The following is a 21,596-nucleotide window of genomic DNA, read 5'->3' on the forward strand; positions in this document are numbered from 1 at the left end:
AAATATTCTCCTTTCTTAATCGTTAATTTTTGGTTCTGATATTTCTTCTTTCTGTCTTGTTACTACAGGTACTGAAGGCACGCTTGGTACTACTGTGTGTACTGGAACTACAGGTGCTACAGGGACTACAGTGTGTGGCGTTACAACTGGCGAAACTGGTTGAACAAGTACATCCTGATGAAGGGGTTGCATAGGCTGCGTCATCATTGGCTGTATTAGTTGAGAAAAAGTCGGTTGGGCATGAAAGCCTGGAGTTTGGTAATGTATTGTAGGTGTTGAAATATAATGTCGTATTTGATGTACTCGGGATAACATTGTGGCATCATGAACTGAGCCGATAACGGAAGCGCTGGCTGAGCTTATACCATTATAATTGATTGAACCAACTTGGATTGTTGGATTAAGATTTACTCGATTTAAATTTACAGTAGGAACATCTTGAAGATGTTTTGGAGTGATTTTAAAAATTGGATATATTTCAAAAATATCTCTGTTAAAATCAGCAAACACATTTCCTTCTTCTTGAAGTGCAAGAGCGTTTGACTCCGCATTCATTGAAAATACATCCCCAAACTGTAAAATGCTCGAAAATAGTACAGTATTTACATCATATCTTTCTACTGCGGCTAAACGAAATCTTGGATCAATTTTAAACATTAACTTACAGATAAAGGTACAAATGGTCCAATAATTAATGATTCTGGTGGTGTGTCAAAAATAGAAGATAGTGAAATATTATGAGCATCTCCAACCAAAAATAATGATGAAGATGAAATGGCTGTAAATTTTATTTCATCAACCTGTAAATTGCAATTTGTTACATTTAAATTCATCCTTTATTCTCCTTTCCAATATTATGTGGTAAGTTTTGTAAAAAGGCACTATAGGCAGTTCGAATATCTCTTAACATGTGTAAAACGACTTCTTCAGAATATCGTAGTGGATTATCAGCGAAGTTTGGTTTATTTTTATATAAATCAATATAGTAAGGAATCCTAATATCCATTTGATTTCGTATATCATCAATCATCATTTGACGATAATAATCATCTACAGCAACTCTAAGCTCTGTTTCTAATTGGAGGATGGTTTCTAATGCTTCTTCCTTTAAATGGAAGTTAATTCTTTCTTCTATATATGATTTCAAAGCTTTCATATTATTGTCTGGTTTAATATCAATTTGCTGGTTTTCTACAGTTAAATCATCAAATGTAGGGGCTTGAAGTGGATTCAGCCCTATTGTTAAGGTGCCATTTAAATTTTCAACTTTTAATTGGTCAAATTTATATTCAATTTTATCAATTTTTGTCTCAGGTCTTTTAGAAAGTTCAAGAACAGTAGCCTCAAGCTGAACTACTTTCGCTTTTAATTGTTCTATTATTTGGGACTGCTCATATAGTAATTGCTCAATTTGAGTCTGTCTTATTTCTAGTTGATTCATAGAATTCCCTCGCTTTCAATTTGCTACAGGAATAAAATTATGTTTGTTGCGAGGTGTGAACGATTTGACCTGGTTCAGTAATTGGTGGTGCTGCCTCTAAATAATCTCCAGTATTATTCGTTATCGTTTTTGCATTTATATTTCCTGTTGTTCCAATTTGAAAAACAGATGAGTTTACGATCCCACCGGTTTTAAGCTGATTAATAATAATAGTTTGATGTATATATATATTCAAACGACACCCTCCTTTACATGTTGCCAACCATTGGTTGATCGACTTGGTCTTGATCATATACGGTCGAAATACTTTTATTGTTATAAACTGTTACATTATCACCAGTATTAAACGAACCAGCACCGGCGTACGTTTGAGCACTACTTTTAGGTATGATATTATATGCATCACCCACGTTAACTACAGCGCTACTACCGATACTGACGATATTTATTACTCCAACATAAGCAGGCATGACTGTACACCCTTTGTTCTTTTTATGATTATGTATTATATGGCCATTTAACCTAAAACGTGATTGTAGACTATGTATTGTTAAGCAGTATTAATTTTAATAATAGGAAGAAAAGGGTGAAAGGGAAAATAAAATAGATGGGATATCTATTTCTATAACCAAAAAAAATACTAGCAGCAATTAGCATAAACTAATCGCAAGCTAGCTATTAGGCTCTCCTTTTAGAAGAGGTAAAGGTCGAGATCATATTCATTAGCCTGTCCAATTCCTGGCTACATAAAACTGTTTTCTTGTTCGTAAAGCCATATCGTCCCGCATAATATACCATTCGGGCCCTTTTTTTCTCTATAACATGAAGCAGCAATTTAGTCACCAACTTTGTTCAAGAATAGGGAATTATGTCTAGGTCTCACGATGTATGTAATGCTATTATACAAAATCATTTTCATATGAGAAGACATTCGCTAAAAGAAGTGTAAAACTTACAAAATACTACAATATTCATCTGCATTCCATCTTGGAATAGTGGAAATTGAAAGGTTTTTGTAGGATAAACTATACGGAGTGTCGAATTGTAAGGAGCTATAGATGATATTGAATTTATTTTCGACAGTAGATTACAATCCTAGATTAATATAATTTATGATTTTTAAAAATGAATATTAAGTCATGCTTTCGAAAACGGTTAATGGGTATAAAATCATAGCTTATATTTTGAACAATTTGTGAATTTTTTAAAATCTTTTCCATTTCCATTTCATCTAGATTTTTCCTTATTCAAGCACTTATGTTATGATTATTTAGAATATATAATTGGGAGGAAATGAAATGATTCACTTACATATTACATCGTGGGTAATCGCTATTATTTTAGCTTTAACTGTTGGGCACGGATACAAAAATGGTTGGAATGTGAAAGTTGCCCATATGATTTTACGTCTTTTATACTTTGTTATTTTAGGAACTGGACTGTATTTATTTATTCACATTTCAAATAAAGAAAATATGCCGTCTAATTTGATGATGCTTTATAACGTAAAAATGACACTTGGTATTCTTATGTTAGGTGTGTTTGAATATTTCACAGTGTCTTCTAAGAAACACCGTAAAATGGTTGTTCCTGCAACTATTTTTACAGTATTTATTTTAGCTTTATTATATTTAGGATTTAGATTACCACAAGGTTTTCACTTCTTTGCTTAATAAAAAACTGTCACAAATTTCTTGTGACAGTTTTTTTGTATTTATGAAAGTTGAGTTAATAGGTAGCGGTTACCTGTTGCTTTCGTAAGTTCAAATCGATGGTTTTGTTCTTCAGATGAAATTCTAAATTGGTGATATACTGAACAAACAAGTTCTCCATTATCAAATACGATGAAATTTACTCCTTCTGAAGGTGAACCTTCAGGCTGAAATGAAAGGAAGTTGTGACAGTACAAGCAATCGTATAAGGAAAAACTATGCGTATTTAGTAGGTACGCTAAAGTATAAAATGATTCATCGGTCAAATTTTTTAATAGTGAATCGAAGCTATATAAAAGCTTTCTTTGAATACGAAGGATATCGCCATTTTGTAATTTTTTCTTTCTGGAATACTGAATAAGAAAATTACCATTTTTTAAAGAAGCAGGAACCCACTCTTCATTTATAGAAACTTCAAAATCTTCATCGATAAGATCCTCAAGTAAAAATGCCTCATCGGTTTCATCATCGAAAAAGACCCATTCATCATTTATTTCTTCAATTGCTCCAATAGTAAAAGCGCGAGGTTGCTTTTGAAATAATTGTGATCGGTGCTTAAATTGCATTAAGTAACCTCCAGTTACAAGCGTTCTGCTGTTCATTGTTAAATTACATAGGTTCAAGTGAAAAGTAGTGATTCGGACATTTTATTGAATCATAAAATTAAGTATTTAATAGAATCTTTTTTCGTTCGAACCTTTTTTTGAATCTCGAATATTGTTTAAATGGATTAAAAATTTTACTCTATTTTCCGACCGGTATTAGGATTTATAAATCATAATAGCTGCGTTTATTTCGATTTTAATAAAGCTGCTACTTTTTTCATTTATTGACATAACTTAACTATTTTATAACTATGCAAAAATTAAAAAAACGTATGGACAAATATTGATAAGTTACAAACTTTTTTTGAGGATTAACGCACCTATTTTTAAAAACAATAATACGATATAGAATTAACTTTAGTTTTATAGGGAAATAGCCCAGAAAGGAGAAAAAAACATGTGCGGTATAACTGGGTGGGCAGATTTTCAAAAGGACTTATCCAATGTAAATTCAATGACAAAAAAAATGGCTGAAACATTGTCTAAACGAGGTCCAGATGATACGAATATTTGGACGTCGAATCATTGTAGTTTTGGCCACAAAAGATTAGTTGTAGTTGATCCAGTAGGTGGAAAACAACCGATGCGTAAAACGAAAGGTAACTTCACGTATACGCTTTGCTACAATGGCGAGTTATATAATACTGAAGATATTAGAAAAGAACTTTTAAAGAGAGGCTACACGTTCCAAGGGCATTCAGATACTGAGGTTCTACTAACAAGCTATATTGAGTGGAAGGAAGCATGTGTAGACAAATTTAATGGAATATTTGCCTTTGCAATCTGGGATGAAGAAAAGGAAAGTCTATTCATTGCAAGAGACCGTTTAGGAGTTAAACCTTTATTTTATAAAGAGGACTATAAAAGATTATTATTCGCTTCAGAAGTAAAGGCAATTTTAGCAAATCCTGGGGTAAAGGCTGAATTAACTGAAGAAGGGCTCTCAGAAGTATTTGGACTTGGTCCATCCCGTACGCCTGGAAATGGTGTTTTTGATGGAATTAAAGAACTCCGTGGTGGTCATGCTATGACATTCTCAAGAAATGGACTTAAAATATGGAAATATTGGGATGTTAAAAGCGATATACACACAGATTCAGTTGATGAAACGATTGAAAAAGTACGTTTTTATGTTGAAGATGCAATCGTAAGGCAATTAGTTTCCGATGTGCCTTTATGTACGTTTTTATCAGGTGGAGTGGATTCTAGTACGATTACAGCAATCGCTGCTAATCATTACGCTAAAGAAGGAAAAGGACAATTAACCACATATTCAATCGATTATGAGGAAAATGATAAATATTTTACTTCAAGTGTATTCCAACCAAATTCAGATGCACCTTGGATTGAGTTAATGTCCTCAACATTTAACACAAATCATCAAAGATGTGTTATTACAAACGAAGAACTGGTTCAATATTTAGATGAGGCTACAGAGTGTCGTGATCTTCCAGGAATGGCGGATGTCGATTCTTCATTATTATGGTTTTGTCAAAAAATTAAACAGAACTTTGTAGTAGGTTTATCAGGAGAATGTGCTGATGAAATTTTTGGTGGATATCCTTGGTTTCACCGAGAAGATGACTTGAATAGACCAGCGTTTCCTTGGATGAGATCAACAGAACTCCGTCAAAAGCTTTTAAAAGACGAATGGAGTAAGAAGTTGAATTTAGCTCAGTACGTTCAAGATCGATACAACGAGACTGTAAAAGAAACGCCAATCCTTGAAGGAGAAAGTCCATTAGAAGCTAAAAGAAGACAACTGTTTTATTTAAATCGTCAATGGTTTATGTCGCAACTGTTAGATCGAAAAGATCGGATGAGTATGGGAGCGAGCCTTGAAGTGCGTGTTCCTTTTGCAGATCACCGACTTGTGGAATATGTATGGAATATCCCTTGGGAGCTTAAAATGTATGGGGATCGCGAAAAAGGTATCCTAAGAAAATCACTTGAAGGTTTGTTACCAGATGATATCTTATACCGCAAAAAAAGCCCTTATCCAAAAACGCATAACCCGGTATATACAAAATTAGTGGTTCAAAAATTAAAAGAAGCTTTAAAAGATAAAAGCTCAGCTCTTTATGAGTTTCTTGATAAAGAGCAATTAAATGCTTTAGTTGAAAGTGAAGGAAAAGCATTTCAAGTTCCATGGTACGGACAATTAATGTCTGGACCTCAGCTATTAGCTCATTTATATCAAATTCATGTTTGGTTTAAAAAATTCAATATTAATGTGAAAGCTTAAATTATAGGGGTGATCTTTTTCACCTCTTTTTTGTATGTTTAAATAAAGTAGCTAGAGGAGAGGGGGAACTGCAAATAAATCGGAGTTAAAACCATGCAATCGCAAATAAAAGATGGGAATCGCAAATAAAATCTTGGAATAGCAAATAAAAGTGGGAATCGCAATTAAAATCGTGGAATGGCAAATAAAAGATGAGAATCGCAATTAAAATCGTGGAATGGCAAATAAAAGATGGGAATCACAATTAAAACCGTGGAATCGCAAATAAAAGTGGGAATCTCAATTAAAATCGCGGAATGGCAAATAAAAGATGGAAGTCGCAATTAAAATCATGGGATGGCAAATAAAAGATGGGAATCGCAAATAAAATCGTGGAATGGCAAATAAAAGATGGGCATCGCAAATAAAATCGTGGAATGGCAAATAAAAGATGAGAATCGCAATTAAAATCGTGGAATGGCAAATAAAAGATGGGAATCACAATTAAAACCGTGGAATCGCAAATAAAAGTGGGAATCGCAATTAAAATCGCGGAATGGCAAATAAAAGATGGAAGTCGCAATTAAAATCGTGGAATGGCAAATAAAAGACGGGAATCGCAATTAAAATCGTGGAATGGCAAATAAAAGACGGGAATCGCAATTAAAATCATGGAATGGCAAATAAAAGATGGAAATCGCAATTAAAATCGTGGAATGGCAAATAAAAGATGGGAATCGCAATTAAAATCGTGGAATCGAAAATGACAAATGAGAATCATAATTAAAATCGTTGAATTCCAAATAAAAATTGTATCGATAAAACGCACGGTATCAGTTAAATTCGTTACATAGGTGCATTAACCTTAAATCATTTGTGTAAGTGTAATAATATATAATTAATCAATTAAAAACCTAGTCATCTATAACGACTAGGTTTTAATAATTTAATAATCATTTTGCAATGCGTCTCTTCCTTCTTCACCAGTGCGGATTTTTATTGCGTTTTCAATCGGGTATACAAATATTTTTCCATCACCAGGTTTTCCTGTTTTTAACACTCTTTTTGCTTCATCGATTACTGCTTGAACAGGTACATCACATACGACTATTTCAACTTTTATTTTTTCATGTAAATTGATTGTTCGTTTTTTTCCTCGATACACTTCTGTATAGCCTGATTGCATTCCACATCCTAAAACGTTCGTTACGGTCATTCCTGTGATTCCTACCTTTGAAAGTGCATCTTTTAAAACATCAAATTTATCTGGCCGAGTAATGATTTCAATTTTTGTTAATTTTGCAGTCATTTTTATCCCTCCTTATATACTTGCGTCGTGATATGCTTTTTCTCCATGAATGCTTAAGTCAAGGCCGAGGTTTTCTTCCTCTTGATCGACGCGGATGCGGATGAAAAAGCCTATAACTTTCACAATTAAAAAGGTAATAACTCCTGCAAAAAGATAGGTCGCTAAGATAGCGAGTAGTTGTTTCCAAAGAAGTGATATGTCACCGTAAAAAAGTCCGTTTGCACCAGCACTATTTACTGATTTTGTGGCGAATAATCCTGTTGCAATAGCTCCCCATGTCCCTCCGATTCCGTGACAACCGAATGCGTCTAAAGCATCGTCATATCCGAATTTATATTTTAAGTATGTTACTGCTAAAAAGCATATGACTCCACCTAAAAATCCAATTACGATTGAAGAGAGAGGTGTGACGAATCCGCAAGCAGGTGTAATTGCAACTAATCCAGCTACGGCACCACTAACTCCACCTAAAATAGTAGGTTTTTTATTTACGTACCATTCCACTAGCACCCAAGCAACTGAAGCTGCAGCAGCCGCAGTATTTGTATTAATGAATGCAGTTAATGCCACATCATTTAATGTTAAGGCACTACCGACATTAAATCCGAACCACCCAAACCATAATAGTCCTGCGCCTAATACAGTTAGTGGTAAATGATGAGGTGATGTAGATCCGAAATCTCGTCTTTTGCCAAGAAGTAGAGCCAGAACTAAGCCTGAAACACCGGAGGAAATATGGACAACTGTTCCACCAGCGAAGTCTAAAGCACCTAGATTACGAAGCCAACCATCCACGCCCCAAACCCAGTGAGCTAATGGATCGTAAACAAATGTTGTCCATAAAAGAGTAAATAATAGAAATGCTGAAAATTTCATGCGCTCAGCGAAGGCGCCTGATATAAGAGCAGGAGTTAAAATTGCAAACATTAGCTGAAACATCATGAAAAGATTATGAGGGACTGTTGCGCTGTAGTTATCATTTGGAGTAAAACCAACATCCTTTAATGCTGCCCAAGAAAAGTTACCAATCAAATGATTAAAATCTGGACCGAATGCTAAAGAGTAACCAATTAGCACCCACTGGATTGATACGATTGCCATAGCAGAATAGCTATGCATTGTAGTACTTAATACGTTTTTACTTTTAACCATACCGCCGTAAAAAAGTGCCAAACCAGGTGTCATAATCATGACTAAAACAGTTGAAATAAAAAGAAATACACTATCCGCAGCTTGAATACCATTCATCTTCATTCCCCATTTCTTTAATGTTAGTTTTTATAACATTAAATGTTATATAAGTTATCATATTCAGAATATATGCAAAATTCAATAATAATTTCACGAAAATCCCAAAAAAATATATAAAATTATAATGAAAACGCTAACATGTATCGTATTTGTTAGAAAATCTAACATAACGTAAATGAGTGAATAAAAATACAGACCCACATAAATGAGTCTGTATTTGAAAGGTTGATGTCAGACTGATAGAAAACTGTTATCTTACGAGGCTTGAAGGCTGAAGAGGAGCGGAGCAACCTATGAAAGTAATGAGCACCGCAAGCAGCCGGAAATCGAGTGTTTCCCAACAGTCAACAGATTCAAGTAAATGAGTCTGTATCTTCTATTTGTAAAATTAAAAAGTCGGTATCTAGTAGATCAACACCAATTGAATCAGACTCAGTTGCAAACTGTTCTCCATTCCATACATTTGTAATTCTTTTCTTACGTAAATTTATTGGTACTTGAACTGATTGTTTTTCGCTTGAGTTATTAATTATGATAAAAAAATGATATTGATTATTCTTTCTTTCATACATAACAATGTCAGGTTGGTCAGTTTGTACCCAATTAAACTCACCGTCATTTTCTAAAACTGGATATTTTTTTCTTATCAAAATCAATTTTTTTATGGAATTAAAAATACTCAAATTATATTGTGATTTGTCCCAAAGCATACAACTTCTGCATTCGGGATCATTTCCACCTTGTAGACCAATTTCATCTCCGTAGTAGATACATGGAGTTCCAAAGAAAGTAAATAAAAAGACATATAATAGTATCACTCTTTTTTCATTATGATTACATTGTGTCAGTATTCTTGGTGTATCATGTGAACCTAATACATTGAAGAGTGCTTTGATTACAGGTAATGGATATTGAGCTATTAAATCGTTAATCGAGTATTGGAATTGAATCTTTGAAATTGATTGATAACCAAAATATGCAAAAAGAGATTTCATTAGAGGATAATTCATAACAGAATCGAATTCGTCGCCTCTTAGCCATGGCATTGCATGGTGCCAGATCTCACCGACAATAAATAAATCTTTTTTTAGTTCCTTCATTTTTTTATGAAATAGTTTCCAAAAATAATGATCAATTTCGTTTGCTACATCTAAACGCCAACCATCTATGTTAAATTCTTTTATCCAATAAGAACCTATTTCTAATAAAAAATTCTGTACTTCTTTATTTTCAGTATTTAGTTTTGGCATTTCCTTAACGAAAGAAAAAGTTTCATAAGCTGAATTGTTTTGTTCATCTTTAAAAAAGTGAAACCATTCAAAAAAGGCGGATTCCTTTCCGTTTTGCAATGCGTCTTGAAATGGAGGAAAGGATGCACTTGTATGGTTAAATACTGCATCAAGCATTACTCGAATATTCTTTTCATGACATTTTTCGATTAATGTTTTTAAGACTTTTTCATCTCCAAAAGTAGGATCGATTCTAAAATAATTGATTGTATTATATTTATGATTAGAATTTGCTTCAAAAATAGGCGTTAAATAAATTCCGGATATTCCTAAATTTTTAAGATAATCTATTTTTTGAATAACACCTTCTAAATCACCACCAAAATAGCTTGAACTCGTTGGTAGAGTAGAGCCCCACGGAGTCGAATTGATAGGATTATTCTTGTTATTTCCACTTGCAAATCGATCGGGGAAAATTTGATACCAAATCGTATCATGAACCCAACTCGGCGGTGATATTAAATTATTTTTATGAAGAAATGGCAATGTAAAACAGTTTGACTGATCATTAGGGGTAAAATTGCTTGAAAATCCGCCCTCACCGTAAAATAGAGATTCTTGCTCATTTTTTAAAAGAAATTGATATTTCATTCGTTTATTTGGAGGGATTACATTTACTTCCCAGTAGTCAAATAGTTCTGTGGAAAATGCAAGATACATGGAGAGTGATGATTCGATTTGCCAACCTGAATCATTAAATTTGAATGGATCTCCGAAATAAAAAATAATTTCTGTACAATCACCTTTTTTTGTTCGAATTCTTAAACGATAGGTTTTATCATCTATTGAAAAAGCATATTGATCATATGGCTGATGATATATTGATTCAATTTGCATGATCCCACCCTTTATTTTTAGTAAAATTTTAATATTAATGTTTGCAAGGAATTAACTTGCTATCTAATTTAGTAACAGTATAATTAAATAGTGTGTGCAATCGCTTCCATTTTTATGAAATTTAATTTAACATTTGAATTTCATTGTAATATTTTGCAAAATAATGTAGAGAGTGAAATTTTTGTACATGCGAGTGTCTTGCAGGGGGAGAAAAAATGAGGCGATTTGGTATTTTAATACTAGTGTCCGTACTATTTTTTAGTACGTTACCAAGTATTAGTTTTGCAGAAAAAAATACAACTGATTTAAGAAAAGAAATGATTTATCGAATTTTAGTTGATCGTTTTTTTGATGGTAATCCTATGAATGATAAAAATACAGACCCGAAAGATTTAAATAAATCTCAGGGTGGGGATTTGGACGGTATTACCCAAAAATTAGATTATCTTAAGGATTTTGGATATAATGCTATTTCTATTTCACCTATTTTTGAGAATGACACAAATTCATATGATGGATTCTCGGTCGTTAATTTTAGAAAAATTGATCCAAGGTTCGGAACAAATAAAGAACTCAAGAAGTTGGTAAAGGAAGCACATAAACGTAATATAAAAGTTTATATTGATTTTGTTACAAATAATGCTTCGCCAAATAGTGAACTTGCTAAAAAAACAGATTGGTTTAATCCTGAAAATAGTACAAGTTCAGAAAAGAAATGGATAAATGGTTTACCTGATTTTAATCAAGAAAACAATGAAGTTGCCAATTACTTAATCGAAACAGCTAAGTATTGGATGGATCAAGCTAATTTTGACGGATATAATTTACAAGAAGTAAATAATGTACCTGTTTCATTTTGGGAATCATTTAATAAAGAAATAAAAAAGAAAGATCCAAATTTCATTTTATTTGCTGATTTAAATGCCACAAGTGATATAGATCTAAATAAATATAAAAATTTAGGTTTTAATGGAATTTATAATGTAGATTCAGTAGCTGATTTGGCAAATACATTTTCTTCACAAAATCAATCATTAACTGACATAATGAAGCAACAAGCGGATTTAAGTAAGCAGTTAGGCTCGACATTATTGATTAACTATGTAGATGATGAAATGACTAAGCGTTTTGTTTCAGTAGCTGTTTCAAAAGGGCAGTATCCACCTTCAAGATTAAAGTTGGCACTTGCATATTTATTTACAACACCAGGGATTCCGTTGACGTATTACGGGACAGAAATTGCACTAAATGGTGGAAACATCCCTGATAATCGAAAAGGAATGGATTTCCGTACTGATGAAGATTTTTCAAAATATATTAAAAAACTGACTGAATTAAGAAGAACTTTACCGTCACTTACTGATGGTGATTTTGAAGTACTGTATGATGATTCTAAAGGTATGACTTTAATTAAGAGACATTACAATGATGAAACTACAATCATAGCAATAAATAATACTTCTCTTGATCAAAAGGTTCATTTAGATTTTGACGTCGTTAAAAAATCTAATGAATTAAGAGGGATGTTAAGTGACGATTTAGTTCGTCCAAATAAAAAAGGATTTGATATCGTCCTTAAAAGAGAATCTTCAAATGTTTATGCAGTTGCACCTAAAACTAGTTTAAACATTGGAGTGATTATTGCAATTCCATCTATTTTTGTAGCGTTTATCATCTTTTTATGGTTTGCAAGAAGACGAAATAATGAAGAGAAATAAATACTAGTTTGCCTAAGCTTAGAATACTTGAAATGATTGCGATCTTTTTTGTATTCTAAGCAAATTAGTAATAGATTAAATCCACTAGATTCCAGTATAATAAACGGGGCATCGACTTGTGAAGGAAGATGTGGATTATTTCAAGTATCGATAATCTTTTAAATAGAGTCTACATCTAAAGAAGAAATGATAACGTTTACATTCATTCGTAAATAAGGGGAATTAAAATGACTATTACAATAAAGGATGTTGCGAAGAAAGCGAATGTAGCGCCTTCAACGGTGTCTCGTGTTATCTCAAACAACCCAAGAATTAGTGAAAAAACAAAAAGAAAAGTTAGAAAAGTTATGGATGAACTAAATTATCATCCCAATTTAAATGCAAGGTCATTGGCTAATCGATCTACGAAATCTATTGGATTAGTTTTGCCACCAGCACTAGATACATCATTTCATAATCCATTTTTTGCAGAAGTAATTAGAGGTGTAACAGCGTATTCGAATCAAAAAGATTACTCTCTTTATTTTATAACAGGAAACAATGAAGATGAAGTTGAGCAAACCGTGATTAAAACAATTAGAGGTAGAAGAGTAGATGGAATTATTCTGCTTTACTCTAAGGAAAATGATAAAATTATTGATTATTTGAACGAAAATAACTTTCCTTTTGTTTTAGTAGGAAAGCCTTATCATTCAATTGATGATATAACATATATTGATAACGATAATTATGCAGCTGCTAGAGATGTAACGAATTATTTAATTGAACATGGACATCGACAAATTGCGTTTGTTGGAGGAGAAAGTAGTCTTCTAGTAACTCAAAACCGTTTACGTGGATTCCAAGATTCAATGCAATTAAACGGACTTTCAGTAAATGAAGAAGAAATTATATTTACATCATTTACGAGAGACGGTGGAAGAAAAGCAGTAAATCAATTGCTAGAACTAAAGGAACTTCCGACTGCAATTGTTGTAACTGATGATGTATTAGCATTAGGAATTATAAGTGTATTAAGCGAACATAACATTTCAGTCCCGAAAAACATTTCAATTATTAGCTTTAATAATGCAATTTTTGCAGAATTAGCAAATCCACCATTAACTTCTGTAGATATTAATATTTATCAATTAGGCAATGAAGCAGCAAAAAATATTATTACAAAAATTGAAGAACCAGACGGTACTGAAAAAAGTATCATCGTTCCATATAAAATAGTAGTCCGTGGTACATGTGTAAAAAATGAAAGATTAACGTTAGTAAGTAGCTAATTAAATTTATAAAAGTTAAAAAGAGGATGACTAGTTTCATCCTCTTTTCATTATGTATATATTTATCGGTAATTCAAAAATTGAACATCAATTGATAAATCTGCACCTTTTACAGCAGCGATAATTGCTTGTAAATCATCTCTACTTTTAGCAGTTACACGGATTTGATCATCTTGAATTTGTGATTTTACTTTTAATCCACTATTTTTAATGATTGTATTGATCTTTTTTGCATTATCTTTATCAATACCTTGAACTAATTTAGCTCTTTGTCTTACAGTACCACCTGAAGCACCCTCAACTTTACTGTAATCAAGATTTTTAATAGGAACATTGCGTTTAATTAATTTATTAATTAATACGTCTTTTAATTGCTCTAACTTATAATCGTCATCAGAAACTAAAACTAGTTCTTCTTTTTCTAATGTAATTGAGCTTTTGCTTCCTTTAAAGTCATAACGAGTTGCGATTTCTTTTGTAGCAAGTTGAATCGCATTCGAGACTTCTGGTAAGTCTACTTTTGAAACAATATCAAATGAACTTTCTTTTGACATAGATAGAATCCCTCCAATTCGTTAATACTTGTATTATAGTGTATGATAGACGAAGTAACAAACTTTCATTATGCATGATATAATAATTTTTAGTTTGAAAGTTTAGAGAGGATGTAACAAAAAATGAGTTTACAAGCAGGAGAGATTGTAACTTTAGTTTGCAGTCGAGAAACGGATATTGGGTATATGCTTGTCCAAGATCAGGAAGAAGTATTTTTACATAAAAATGAGGCATCTGGTGAAGTTGAAATAGATCAAGAAGTAACTGTATTTTTATATCATGATTCTAAAGGTAGACTTTCTGCAACGATGGAAATGCCATTCATTACAACAGAAGGTTATGGATTTGCAAAAGTAGTCGATAAACTTGATGGAGTAGGTGTTTTTGTAAACATCGGCATTTCAAAAGATATTCTTTTAGAAAAAGGTGACCTTCCACCTCTTCAAGAAGTTTGGCCTGAAGAAGGCGATGAAATTTTTTGTACGTTAAAGCAAACAAACAAAGGTAGACTATTAATTAAAATTGCTACTGAACCAGTCATGAGAGAGTTCTCTGTTCCGGCTGAACCTAGTATGCTTAATAAAAATGTTACAGGAATCATTTATCGTACTTTAAGAGTGGGTTCTTATATTTTAACTGATGAACGATTCATAGGTTTTATCCATGAATCACAGAGAAAAACTGAACCTCGCATTGGTGAAAGAGTAAGCGGACGCATTATTGATGTTAAAGATGATGGAAGTATTAACGTATCACTTTTACCAAGGGTGCATGAAGGATTAGATCAAGAAGCAAATGACATTTATGAATATATGATGAGTCGTGGTGGGGCAATGCCTTACTGGGATAAAAGTGACGCAGAGGATATTAAAGTAAGATTTAAAATTAGTAAGGCTTCATTTAAACGAGCGATGGGTAGATTATTAAAGGAAAATAAAATCTATCAAGAAGACGGTTGGACATACGCAAAAGAACTTTTTGAGAAGAAAGAGCAATAATTAGAATGTGAAACCACTTCATTGAATGAAGTGGTTTTTTATAAGGGGCGAACAGTTTATTTACATCAAATCAAAAGACAGTAAAAGTTGTTCAGAAAAAAGGTAAGTTAGAGATAAATTCGGATTAAGCATTAAAAATCTAACAAACATATTTGGATATTGATTGATAATTAGCCTTAAAATTTCACCTCAAGCTTTTAATTGGTATTTTCGAAAACTAGTAAAACCACTTTATATTTGAGCGCTTTTCATATTTTGAACAATAGGGAAAACAGATATTAAGTGAACAATTTGAAATGAAATGCATTTTTGATCAACTATTAATTCAATTAATAATAACAAATTCTAGTATTTTTTCAGAAGTTTAAAGACTATAAACAGAATAGACTGCTTATATACTCAAAGTAAAGGATACTAATTTAGCTTTTTAATGTTAGACTTTTTTGATGAGTAAGTTGATTGGAACGAAAGGGTGCTCGACTCCTATGGGATTAGCGGGAAGGCTGAGACCCCGCAGGCTTGCCGAGGAGGCTCAGGTCTCGCCCCATGGAAAGCGAGCATCCTGTAATGGAAATCAACATCATTCTACTCCTTTTACGAAAATTTGGTAATTAATTGACAATAGAGTTTTTCAACAGCAAGAAACCACTTCTATTGGTTTTTTGCTATTTTTTTACAATTTACAGGCATACTAAACATATGAATATTTAGGAGGCTTGTAGGTGGATGACAAAAAAGAATTGTTAATAAAAGTTCTTGTAGTAATATTTGGTGCATTTATGAATGCTTTTGCGATGAATTGTTTTTTAATTCCTGTCAGTGTTTATTCAAGTGGTTTTTCTGGTTTAGCTCAGTTACTTACTAATTTATTAAATGATTTTACACCTTTTTCGGCTTCTACTGGTATTTTACTTGCAATATTAAATATACCCGTCATCATTTTAGCATGGAAAAAAATTGGTCGATCTTTTACGTATTTTACGATTTTAAGCGTTGGAATCACGACGTTATTTTTAGAAGTAATCCCAGTAACACCTCTTTTCTCAAAAGATATTTTACTAAACGCTGTATTTGGTGGATTAATTGTTGCAGTGGGGATTGGATATACATTAAAGTTTGGTGCTTCAACAGGTGGATTAGATATTGTTGCACTAGTATTATCACGTTCGAAAGGAAAACCAGTTGGTACATACTTCTTCCTGTTTAATGCGTTAATTATTTTAACAGCGGGCTATATTTATGGAATGGAGAAAGCACTTTATACACTAATTAACCTTTACGTAACGTCTAGATTTATTGATGCAATTCATACTAGTCATATTAAAGTAACTGCCTTTATTGTTACAACAAAAGGTGACGAGCTGCGTAAAGAAATTCATTCGAAGCTAGTGCGAGGAATTACTGCAATTAATGCAAAAGGTGCCTTTACGAATCAAGATAAACAAATTTTAATGATGGTACTATCACGGTATGAACTATATCATCTATCAAAGGTCATTAAATCCGTTGATGAAAAGGCGTTTACAAATATCGTTCAAACAATTGATGTATTTGGTGAATTTAGGAAGTTTTAAGAGTGGAATTTTATTAAAAAAATCATAAAAAACTGTTCGACTTTTACCGAAATTATTGGAAAAGTTGAACAGTTTTATTTTTTGAATCTTATTAATAATAAGGCTTTTTCAAGTTTAGAAAGTTCTTATTGTCTTTCAGAAAGATTTAAATATACTTAAACTATTGGATGAAATTCTACATGTTTTTTGAATCGTTTAAAACGTTTTTTAAATATTAAAGATGATCGACACTTTTAGAAAAAGATTTCTTACCAGCTTGTGCATTTTTTCTTTCTTGTGCATTTTTCTTTTCTCTTATAGCGTTATTATCTTTTGCTTTTTTGTCATTATCACTAGTAGGCATATTTAAGCTCCTTTATAAGAAATGATAATGTTAGGTTTGCCTTTATCACCTTAATTATGTATGTGTGTTCGTTTTTCCATTTTGGCTTTTGTTAAACAACTCTGATGTTTTTACAGAGGCAAATTTTTTATTATAGAGAGAAGTTTTATTTTTTTGAGGAGGAAGCAGAGTTGGTGGAAAGAAATAAAGAGCTTTTATTTAAGCTGATTGTCGTAATGATTGGTGGTTTCTTAAATGCGTTTGCAATGAATTGTTTTTTAATTCCTGCTAATGTTTATTCAAGTGGTTTTGCAGGTTTAGCGCAGTTACTTTCAAATATTATTACTGACTACACTCCGTTTACTGCAACGACGGGGATTCTTTTAGCGTTATTAAATATTCCTGTTATCGTCTTAGCATGGAAAAAAGTTGGACGTTCCTTTACGTTTTTTAGTTTCTTCAGTGTAGGGATTATGACATTATTTTTGGAAATCTTACCTATTAAACCGATTTTTTCTGATGATATTTTGCTTAATGCAGTTTTTGGTGGTTTAATTGCTGCGATTGGAATTGGTATGACATTAAAATTTGGTGGATCTACAGGTGGGTTGGATATTATTGCCTTAGTTCTTTCAAAATCAAAAGGGAAACCGGTTGGAACCTATTTCTTTTTGTTTAATGCAATTATTATCATTACAGCTGGTCAGCTATATGGAATGGAAAAAGCTCTTTATACTTTAATCAATTTATATGTTACTACTCGTGTAATCGATAGTGTTCATACAAGTCATGTTAAGCTAACGGCAATGATTGTCACTACAAAAGGTGAAGAGCTTAGAAAAGAAATTCATGCGAAGCTTGTCCGTGGAATTACACAAATGAATGCTACTGGAGCATTTACTAAACAAGATAAAGATATTTTAATGATTGTTTTATCTCGTTATGAATTATATGATTTGGAAAGAATTATAAAAAGGGTAGATCCTAAAGCTTTTACGAATGTGGTACAAACTGTTGATGTTTTAGGTGAATTTAGAAAGATTTAAATAGGAAAAGACTAGCAAAAAGGTTTAATTTTACTAGTCTTTTTTTGATTTATTTCAATTTAGTATTTTCGGGTTTTTCTTTTCCTTTTAATTCATTAAAAATTGAAGCAGAACTTTGAGTATTCTTGCTTAAATTATTATTGTTAACTTGAAATCCGTACGACTCCATTAGTGTTTTAAACTCTTTAATTGTTAATGGTTTCGCATCCTCAGCTAATTCAAATCCTAATAAGCCATTTGGCTCAATTGTAGCAAATTTAATATCCTCAAATTTATTAATTCCTTCATTTCGAATACGCATTTCTAATTGATCAACCGTTAAACGTAATTTTTTTAAATTTTTTAACATTCAACTTCCCGTTTTCTACTACAATTTTTGATTTTCCTGTAAAAAATTTTTCAAGAGTATTAGATTTCATCTGTAAATATTCTAATGCAAGTAAAGTTAATACAAAAACTGTAGCAGCAACAATTGTTTTTGTTAAGCCTTTTTCAATAATTGGAGTAACGATAATTGTACCAATCGAAATCATAACAATCGTTTGGGGCAACGTCATTTGTGAAATTGATTTTCTTCCAGCTATTCTTAATAGTAAAATGCCAGCTAAAATTAGAATAAATGAATGAAAAATAGTATGCATCATGTGAATTCCCCTTTCAATTATAGGTAAGGAGTACATATGTCATTGATCAAGCTTTATTATTATTAATAGACAATTTTAATGATTAGATAAATACTTAATTAATTTTTCTTTTAATTTTAAGATTTATGCATTCGTATTTAAATCATCTCAAACTGTAAGTAGAAATGACACGAAAGTTAAGTCTAAAGTTAAAAATTCCTAGTGTGTTTCAATTTACTAAGTATCAATAAAAAAGAGAACAGCAGAAGCGGTCTGTTGTTCTCAAATTCAATGATCATTTTTAATCTTTATTTATATACCTTCATTGGAAGATAAGTTAATGACTGCCCAGTTGCCGAAGCAGTTAAATTATTTTCTAATTCAAACTCTTTAACCGGTTCGATATCTAGTCAAAATATTTTTTATAGAGTACAAGGTAGTAGGATATGGAATATGATTGGAAATATATTTGATGGCTAGTAGTGGTAATTTTTTTGCGAGAAGGTGTTTTAATCTCGAATATTTTGTTAAAGTAATTTCTCAGCTTTTTGGTATAATTTAGGGTAAGGATATTAAAAAGGTGGAGATTATTTTGAAAAAGCGATCGATTCTCTTACTAGCTTGTTTGCTACTTCTTTCTGGTTGTGGTGCTAAGAGTGACAAGGAAATAAAACCAACACCAAGTACAAAACAAACTGTAGGTCAAATTAATGAGATAGACGTTGAAAAGCTTTTATCAACACTTGAAGTTACAGAAGCTAACGGGCTTGTAAAGATGAAATATTCATTACGTAATGATAATAAAATCCCTGCAAATTTTACATTCCCTTCATCACAAACAGTTGATTTTACAATTAAAGATGAGAGTGGACAAGTAGTTTATCAATCATCTCGAGAAATGGTTTATGCACAAGTCATTACAAATGTTGCAGTTCCTAGCGGAAAAACACAAGTTTGGGAAGAACAAGTTAATTTTGTAAATAAAAACCTTCCATATGGTAATTATGTAATAACTGCAAATTTCGTTGCATCAAAGGTTAATGAGAAGAATCTTAATGGGGAAATTAAACCAGTTACACAAACAGTTACCTACCAGAAACTTCTTCAGTAAATAAAGAACAAAGAAACCGAGAACTAGTATAAATAAAAAAACAACCAAAGGAGTATTCCAATGGTTGTTTTTTGTTTTTAATGCTTTAAATTAAGCATTAAAGCTTTGGCTATTACTAGCTTTTCGCTCTTCTGCTTCAGCTAGTGTAAAGTGGTAAGGGAATTTTTCAGAGTACTTTGTAACAGAATCAGAACTTTGTTGAATAAAGCGCTTAGACTTATTACTTTTGCCCATTATGATTCCCTCCTAAATAGGAAAGCTTTTTGTTTTTGACTTCTCAAGAATTTCCAATAGTAATTGATCAATATCAAAAAGTGGATAATCCCTTTGGTGAAGTCCTTTATAGAATGCTCATTTAGCAAATTGTTATAAGTGGTTATTATTAGTTATCTTTGTAATTAATGACAAAGAAAAATTATATTTTTAAGTTGAAAAAATCTTCGAGGAAAATCGCGATTCCATCATCTTGATTCGATAATGTTGTGTGATTTGCAATATTCTTTAATTGATGAATTGCGTTATCCATAGCAACACCATGACCAGCATATTCAATCATTTCCAAATCATTGTCCTCATCCCCAAAAGCTATAATGTTTTTTCGAGGAATATTATAAAAAGATGCTACTTTTTGTAGACCTATTGCTTTATTCATACCTGCTTTAACAATTTCGATTATATGATGAGGTGCTGCCCAGCGACGGTGATCAATTACTTCAGCGTGGACATTGGATAAGTGCTCACGAATACTTGCAACATGAGACTCTTCACTATCGATTAGAAGACATGTTGGCGCTTGAGTAAGATTTATCACTAAATCTCCGTGGATTATATCTTCTTTTAAGTAGTGGAAAAGTGGGAGGATCTCCTCTTCGTGTTTATCCGCGTATACATCATCCATTACTTCAGCATACATATTTTTTAATTCATACTCTCTACAAGAACTAATTACCTCTTTTGCCACTTCTAAAGGTAATGATTCGTGATATACTCCCCATGAATCATCTAGAGGGTGATGAACATAAGCACCATTAAAGTTTACAATTGGAGTTGTAAGTTTTAATTGGTCATAATACATTTTACTAGCTCTAAAAGGTCTACCAGTTGAAATACATACTTCGTGACCCTGATTCATTAACTGTTGGATCACTTTTAAAGTACGTTCGGATATTATTTTTTCATCCGTTAATAAGGTGCCGTCTAAATCTAGTGCAATTAAGTGTTTTGTTTTCATATTCATCACCTTTTATTTTTTAATGTTAATCTCTTTAAGAAAAAATATTATTGGATAAAAAGCCAATAATTACTAATGATACCATCTTTTTAAAAGAAAAAACTTTCTTTTTAGAGGAACAATAAGAACCTAAAAAGAAGGAGGAATGGATTATGGGACAAGCACATCAATTTCGACCAGGCGACAAAGCACCAAATAATGGGGTATACGTGGAAATCGGTGAAACAGGAAGTAACGTAACTCGCCCAAAACAAATTAAACTTCAGGCAGGAGAAGTTTTTCCAGATACACAAAACCATAACAGAAAATGGACATATAAATCTAAATTTAAATAATTGTGGATCATAGAAGAGTAAACAAAATAAAACACTAAATATGTATAAAAAAAGCGCTTTCGATTAATTGATCGAGGGCGCTCTTTTATGCGTTTACAATATACAAAATATTGAATGTATTTATCAAAATTTTAGTATTTTATA

The 21,596-nt window shown here is 32.1% G+C and carries 23 protein-coding genes and 1 pseudogene; 9 read left to right on the forward strand and 15 right to left on the reverse strand.

Features of this window, described 5'->3' with window-relative positions:
* Positions 1 to 15 precede the first annotated feature (15 nt).
* The 6 genes from BED47_RS06445 to BED47_RS23135 form a co-directional block, all read right to left on the reverse strand.
* A complete protein-coding gene (locus tag BED47_RS06445) occupies positions 16 to 657 on the reverse strand; it encodes a spore germination protein GerPE (protein ID WP_069032955.1) in 642 nt (213 codons plus the stop codon).
* The gene (locus BED47_RS06450) at positions 657 to 833 is read right to left on the reverse strand and encodes a spore gernimation protein GerPD (RefSeq protein ID WP_069032956.1); all 177 of its coding nucleotides are present in this window, start codon (positions 831 to 833) and stop codon (positions 657 to 659) included. The genes BED47_RS06445 and BED47_RS06450 overlap by 1 nt, the downstream gene beginning before the upstream one ends.
* Positions 830 to 1,441: a spore germination protein GerPC gene (gene gerPC, locus BED47_RS06455; RefSeq protein WP_069032957.1), complete on the reverse strand. Its 612-nt coding sequence runs from the start codon at positions 1,439 to 1,441 to the stop codon at positions 830 to 832. The genes BED47_RS06450 and gerPC overlap by 4 nt, the downstream gene beginning before the upstream one ends.
* Before the next feature lie 37 nt (positions 1,442 to 1,478).
* Complete coding sequence (locus tag BED47_RS06460) at positions 1,479 to 1,676, reverse strand: spore germination protein GerPB (protein ID WP_069032958.1); 198 nt, start codon at positions 1,674 to 1,676, stop codon at positions 1,479 to 1,481.
* A 13-nt stretch (positions 1,677 to 1,689) separates the two neighbouring features.
* Complete coding sequence (locus tag BED47_RS06465) at positions 1,690 to 1,911, reverse strand: spore germination protein (RefSeq protein WP_069032959.1); 222 nt, start codon at positions 1,909 to 1,911, stop codon at positions 1,690 to 1,692.
* A 208-nt stretch (positions 1,912 to 2,119) separates the two neighbouring features.
* Positions 2,120 to 2,275, reverse strand: coding sequence for an aspartyl-phosphate phosphatase Spo0E family protein (locus BED47_RS23135; protein ID WP_088012099.1), 156 nt, complete (start codon positions 2,273 to 2,275; stop codon positions 2,120 to 2,122).
* Between the two features lie 464 nt (positions 2,276 to 2,739).
* Here BED47_RS23135 and BED47_RS06470 point away from each other — a divergent pair, with 464 nt between their 5' ends.
* Entirely contained in the window at positions 2,740 to 3,114 is a 375-nt protein-coding gene (locus BED47_RS06470) for a DUF1516 family protein (RefSeq protein WP_069032960.1), read from the forward strand.
* Between the two features lie 41 nt (positions 3,115 to 3,155).
* On the opposite strand, the gene BED47_RS06475 is transcribed toward BED47_RS06470, so the two are convergent.
* Positions 3,156 to 3,719 carry a DUF2777 family protein gene (locus BED47_RS06475; RefSeq protein ID WP_069032961.1) on the reverse strand — a complete coding sequence of 188 codons (564 nt, stop codon included), beginning with the start codon at positions 3,717 to 3,719 and terminating at the stop codon, positions 3,156 to 3,158.
* 436 nt (positions 3,720 to 4,155) lie between these two features.
* On the opposite strand from BED47_RS06475, the gene asnB reads away from it, so the two are divergent.
* Positions 4,156 to 6,003 carry an asparagine synthase (glutamine-hydrolyzing) gene (gene asnB / locus BED47_RS06480; RefSeq protein WP_069032962.1) on the forward strand — a complete coding sequence of 616 codons (1,848 nt, stop codon included), beginning with the start codon at positions 4,156 to 4,158 and terminating at the stop codon, positions 6,001 to 6,003.
* A gap of 925 nt (positions 6,004 to 6,928) precedes the next feature.
* Here the strand turns inward: asnB and BED47_RS06485 are convergent.
* The 3 genes from BED47_RS06485 to BED47_RS06495 all read right to left on the reverse strand — a co-directional run bounded on the left by BED47_RS06485 (position 6,929) and on the right by BED47_RS06495 (position 10,668).
* Positions 6,929 to 7,291 carry a P-II family nitrogen regulator gene (locus BED47_RS06485; protein ID WP_069032963.1) on the reverse strand — a complete coding sequence of 121 codons (363 nt, stop codon included), beginning with the start codon at positions 7,289 to 7,291 and terminating at the stop codon, positions 6,929 to 6,931.
* 12 nt (positions 7,292 to 7,303) lie between these two features.
* Positions 7,304 to 8,530 (reverse strand): ammonium transporter, encoded by a 1,227-nt coding sequence (locus BED47_RS06490; protein WP_098948512.1) that lies wholly within the window; start codon positions 8,528 to 8,530, stop codon positions 7,304 to 7,306.
* 365 nt (positions 8,531 to 8,895) lie between these two features.
* On the reverse strand, positions 8,896 to 10,668 hold the full coding sequence (locus BED47_RS06495; RefSeq protein WP_069032965.1) for a glycoside hydrolase family 13 protein: 1,773 nt from the start codon (positions 10,666 to 10,668) through the stop codon (positions 8,896 to 8,898).
* A gap of 215 nt (positions 10,669 to 10,883) precedes the next feature.
* Here BED47_RS06495 and BED47_RS06500 point away from each other — a divergent pair, with 215 nt between their 5' ends.
* Positions 10,884 to 12,386, forward strand: coding sequence for an alpha-amylase family glycosyl hydrolase (locus tag BED47_RS06500; RefSeq protein WP_069032966.1), 1,503 nt, complete (start codon positions 10,884 to 10,886; stop codon positions 12,384 to 12,386).
* A gap of 227 nt (positions 12,387 to 12,613) precedes the next feature.
* Positions 12,614 to 13,657 carry a LacI family DNA-binding transcriptional regulator gene (locus tag BED47_RS06505; protein WP_069032967.1) on the forward strand — a complete coding sequence of 348 codons (1,044 nt, stop codon included), beginning with the start codon at positions 12,614 to 12,616 and terminating at the stop codon, positions 13,655 to 13,657.
* A gap of 62 nt (positions 13,658 to 13,719) precedes the next feature.
* Here BED47_RS06505 and BED47_RS06510 read toward each other — a convergent pair whose 3' ends face one another.
* Positions 13,720 to 14,211 (reverse strand): YajQ family cyclic di-GMP-binding protein, encoded by a 492-nt coding sequence (locus tag BED47_RS06510; protein ID WP_069032968.1) that lies wholly within the window; start codon positions 14,209 to 14,211, stop codon positions 13,720 to 13,722.
* Positions 14,212 to 14,334: 123 nt separating this feature from the next.
* Between BED47_RS06510 and BED47_RS06515 the strand changes: the two genes are divergently transcribed.
* Together BED47_RS06515 and BED47_RS06520 are read left to right on the forward strand one after the other, a co-directional pair.
* Positions 14,335 to 15,210, forward strand: a complete 876-nt coding sequence (locus BED47_RS06515) for a CvfB family protein (RefSeq protein ID WP_069032969.1) — start codon at positions 14,335 to 14,337, stop codon at positions 15,208 to 15,210.
* 722 nt (positions 15,211 to 15,932) lie between these two features.
* Positions 15,933 to 16,784 carry a YitT family protein gene (locus tag BED47_RS06520; protein ID WP_069032970.1) on the forward strand — a complete coding sequence of 284 codons (852 nt, stop codon included), beginning with the start codon at positions 15,933 to 15,935 and terminating at the stop codon, positions 16,782 to 16,784.
* 214 nt (positions 16,785 to 16,998) lie between these two features.
* Here BED47_RS06520 and BED47_RS23140 read toward each other — a convergent pair whose 3' ends face one another.
* Positions 16,999 to 17,127 (reverse strand): DUF3941 domain-containing protein, encoded by a 129-nt coding sequence (locus BED47_RS23140; protein ID WP_084006800.1) that lies wholly within the window; start codon positions 17,125 to 17,127, stop codon positions 16,999 to 17,001.
* A 215-nt stretch (positions 17,128 to 17,342) separates the two neighbouring features.
* Between BED47_RS23140 and BED47_RS06525 the strand changes: the two genes are divergently transcribed.
* Entirely contained in the window at positions 17,343 to 18,152 is an 810-nt protein-coding gene (locus tag BED47_RS06525) for a YitT family protein (protein ID WP_069033044.1), read from the forward strand.
* A 49-nt stretch (positions 18,153 to 18,201) separates the two neighbouring features.
* Here the strand turns inward: BED47_RS06525 and BED47_RS06530 are convergent.
* Positions 18,202 to 18,793 (reverse strand): annotated as a pseudogene (locus BED47_RS06530) (DUF421 domain-containing protein).
* A gap of 574 nt (positions 18,794 to 19,367) precedes the next feature.
* On the opposite strand from BED47_RS06530, the gene BED47_RS06535 reads away from it, so the two are divergent.
* Positions 19,368 to 19,886 (forward strand): BsuPI-related putative proteinase inhibitor, encoded by a 519-nt coding sequence (locus BED47_RS06535; protein WP_069032971.1) that lies wholly within the window; start codon positions 19,368 to 19,370, stop codon positions 19,884 to 19,886.
* Positions 19,887 to 19,976: 90 nt separating this feature from the next.
* On the opposite strand, the gene BED47_RS23635 is transcribed toward BED47_RS06535, so the two are convergent.
* On the reverse strand, positions 19,977 to 20,120 hold the full coding sequence (locus tag BED47_RS23635; protein WP_175403460.1) for a hypothetical protein: 144 nt from the start codon (positions 20,118 to 20,120) through the stop codon (positions 19,977 to 19,979).
* A gap of 181 nt (positions 20,121 to 20,301) precedes the next feature.
* Positions 20,302 to 21,117 (reverse strand): Cof-type HAD-IIB family hydrolase, encoded by an 816-nt coding sequence (locus tag BED47_RS06540; protein WP_069032972.1) that lies wholly within the window; start codon positions 21,115 to 21,117, stop codon positions 20,302 to 20,304.
* 152 nt (positions 21,118 to 21,269) lie between these two features.
* Here BED47_RS06540 and BED47_RS06545 point away from each other — a divergent pair, with 152 nt between their 5' ends.
* Positions 21,270 to 21,452 carry a YjzC family protein gene (locus tag BED47_RS06545; RefSeq protein WP_056473610.1) on the forward strand — a complete coding sequence of 61 codons (183 nt, stop codon included), beginning with the start codon at positions 21,270 to 21,272 and terminating at the stop codon, positions 21,450 to 21,452.
* Positions 21,453 to 21,596 lie beyond the last annotated feature (144 nt).

Origin of the sequence: Gottfriedia luciferensis, assembly GCF_001712755.1 — a bacterium.
GTDB lineage: Bacteria > Bacillota > Bacilli > Bacillales > Bacillaceae_G > Gottfriedia > Gottfriedia luciferensis_B.

Bases quoted from the DNA above. Each gene is read 5' to 3' on its own strand.
- BED47_RS06445 (WP_069032955.1), bottom strand. From the start codon at position 657: ATGTTTAAAATTGATCCAAGATTTCGTTTAGCCGCAGTAGAAAGATAT.
- BED47_RS06450 (WP_069032956.1), bottom strand. From the start codon at position 833: ATGAATTTAAATGTAACAAATTGCAATTTACAGGTTGATGAAATAAAA.
- gerPC (WP_069032957.1), bottom strand. From the start codon at position 1,441: ATGAATCAACTAGAAATAAGACAGACTCAAATTGAGCAATTACTATAT.
- BED47_RS06465 (WP_069032959.1), bottom strand. From the start codon at position 1,911: ATGCCTGCTTATGTTGGAGTAATAAATATCGTCAGTATCGGTAGTAGC.
- BED47_RS06470 (WP_069032960.1), top strand. From the start codon at position 2,740: ATGATTCACTTACATATTACATCGTGGGTAATCGCTATTATTTTAGCT.
- BED47_RS06475 (WP_069032961.1), bottom strand. From the start codon at position 3,719: ATGCAATTTAAGCACCGATCACAATTATTTCAAAAGCAACCTCGCGCT.
- asnB (WP_069032962.1), top strand. From the start codon at position 4,156: ATGTGCGGTATAACTGGGTGGGCAGATTTTCAAAAGGACTTATCCAAT.
- BED47_RS06485 (WP_069032963.1), bottom strand. From the start codon at position 7,291: ATGACTGCAAAATTAACAAAAATTGAAATCATTACTCGGCCAGATAAA.
- BED47_RS06495 (WP_069032965.1), bottom strand. From the start codon at position 10,668: ATGCAAATTGAATCAATATATCATCAGCCATATGATCAATATGCTTTT.
- BED47_RS06500 (WP_069032966.1), top strand. From the start codon at position 10,884: ATGAGGCGATTTGGTATTTTAATACTAGTGTCCGTACTATTTTTTAGT.
- BED47_RS06505 (WP_069032967.1), top strand. From the start codon at position 12,614: ATGACTATTACAATAAAGGATGTTGCGAAGAAAGCGAATGTAGCGCCT.
- BED47_RS06510 (WP_069032968.1), bottom strand. From the start codon at position 14,211: ATGTCAAAAGAAAGTTCATTTGATATTGTTTCAAAAGTAGACTTACCA.
- BED47_RS06515 (WP_069032969.1), top strand. From the start codon at position 14,335: ATGAGTTTACAAGCAGGAGAGATTGTAACTTTAGTTTGCAGTCGAGAA.
- BED47_RS23140 (WP_084006800.1), bottom strand. From the start codon at position 17,127: ATGCCTACTAGTGATAATGACAAAAAAGCAAAAGATAATAACGCTATA.
- BED47_RS06525 (WP_069033044.1), top strand. From the start codon at position 17,343: ATGATTGGTGGTTTCTTAAATGCGTTTGCAATGAATTGTTTTTTAATT.
- BED47_RS23635 (WP_175403460.1), bottom strand. From the start codon at position 20,120: ATGGGCAAAAGTAATAAGTCTAAGCGCTTTATTCAACAAAGTTCTGAT.
- BED47_RS06540 (WP_069032972.1), bottom strand. From the start codon at position 21,117: ATGAAAACAAAACACTTAATTGCACTAGATTTAGACGGCACCTTATTA.
- BED47_RS06545 (WP_056473610.1), top strand. From the start codon at position 21,270: ATGGGACAAGCACATCAATTTCGACCAGGCGACAAAGCACCAAATAAT.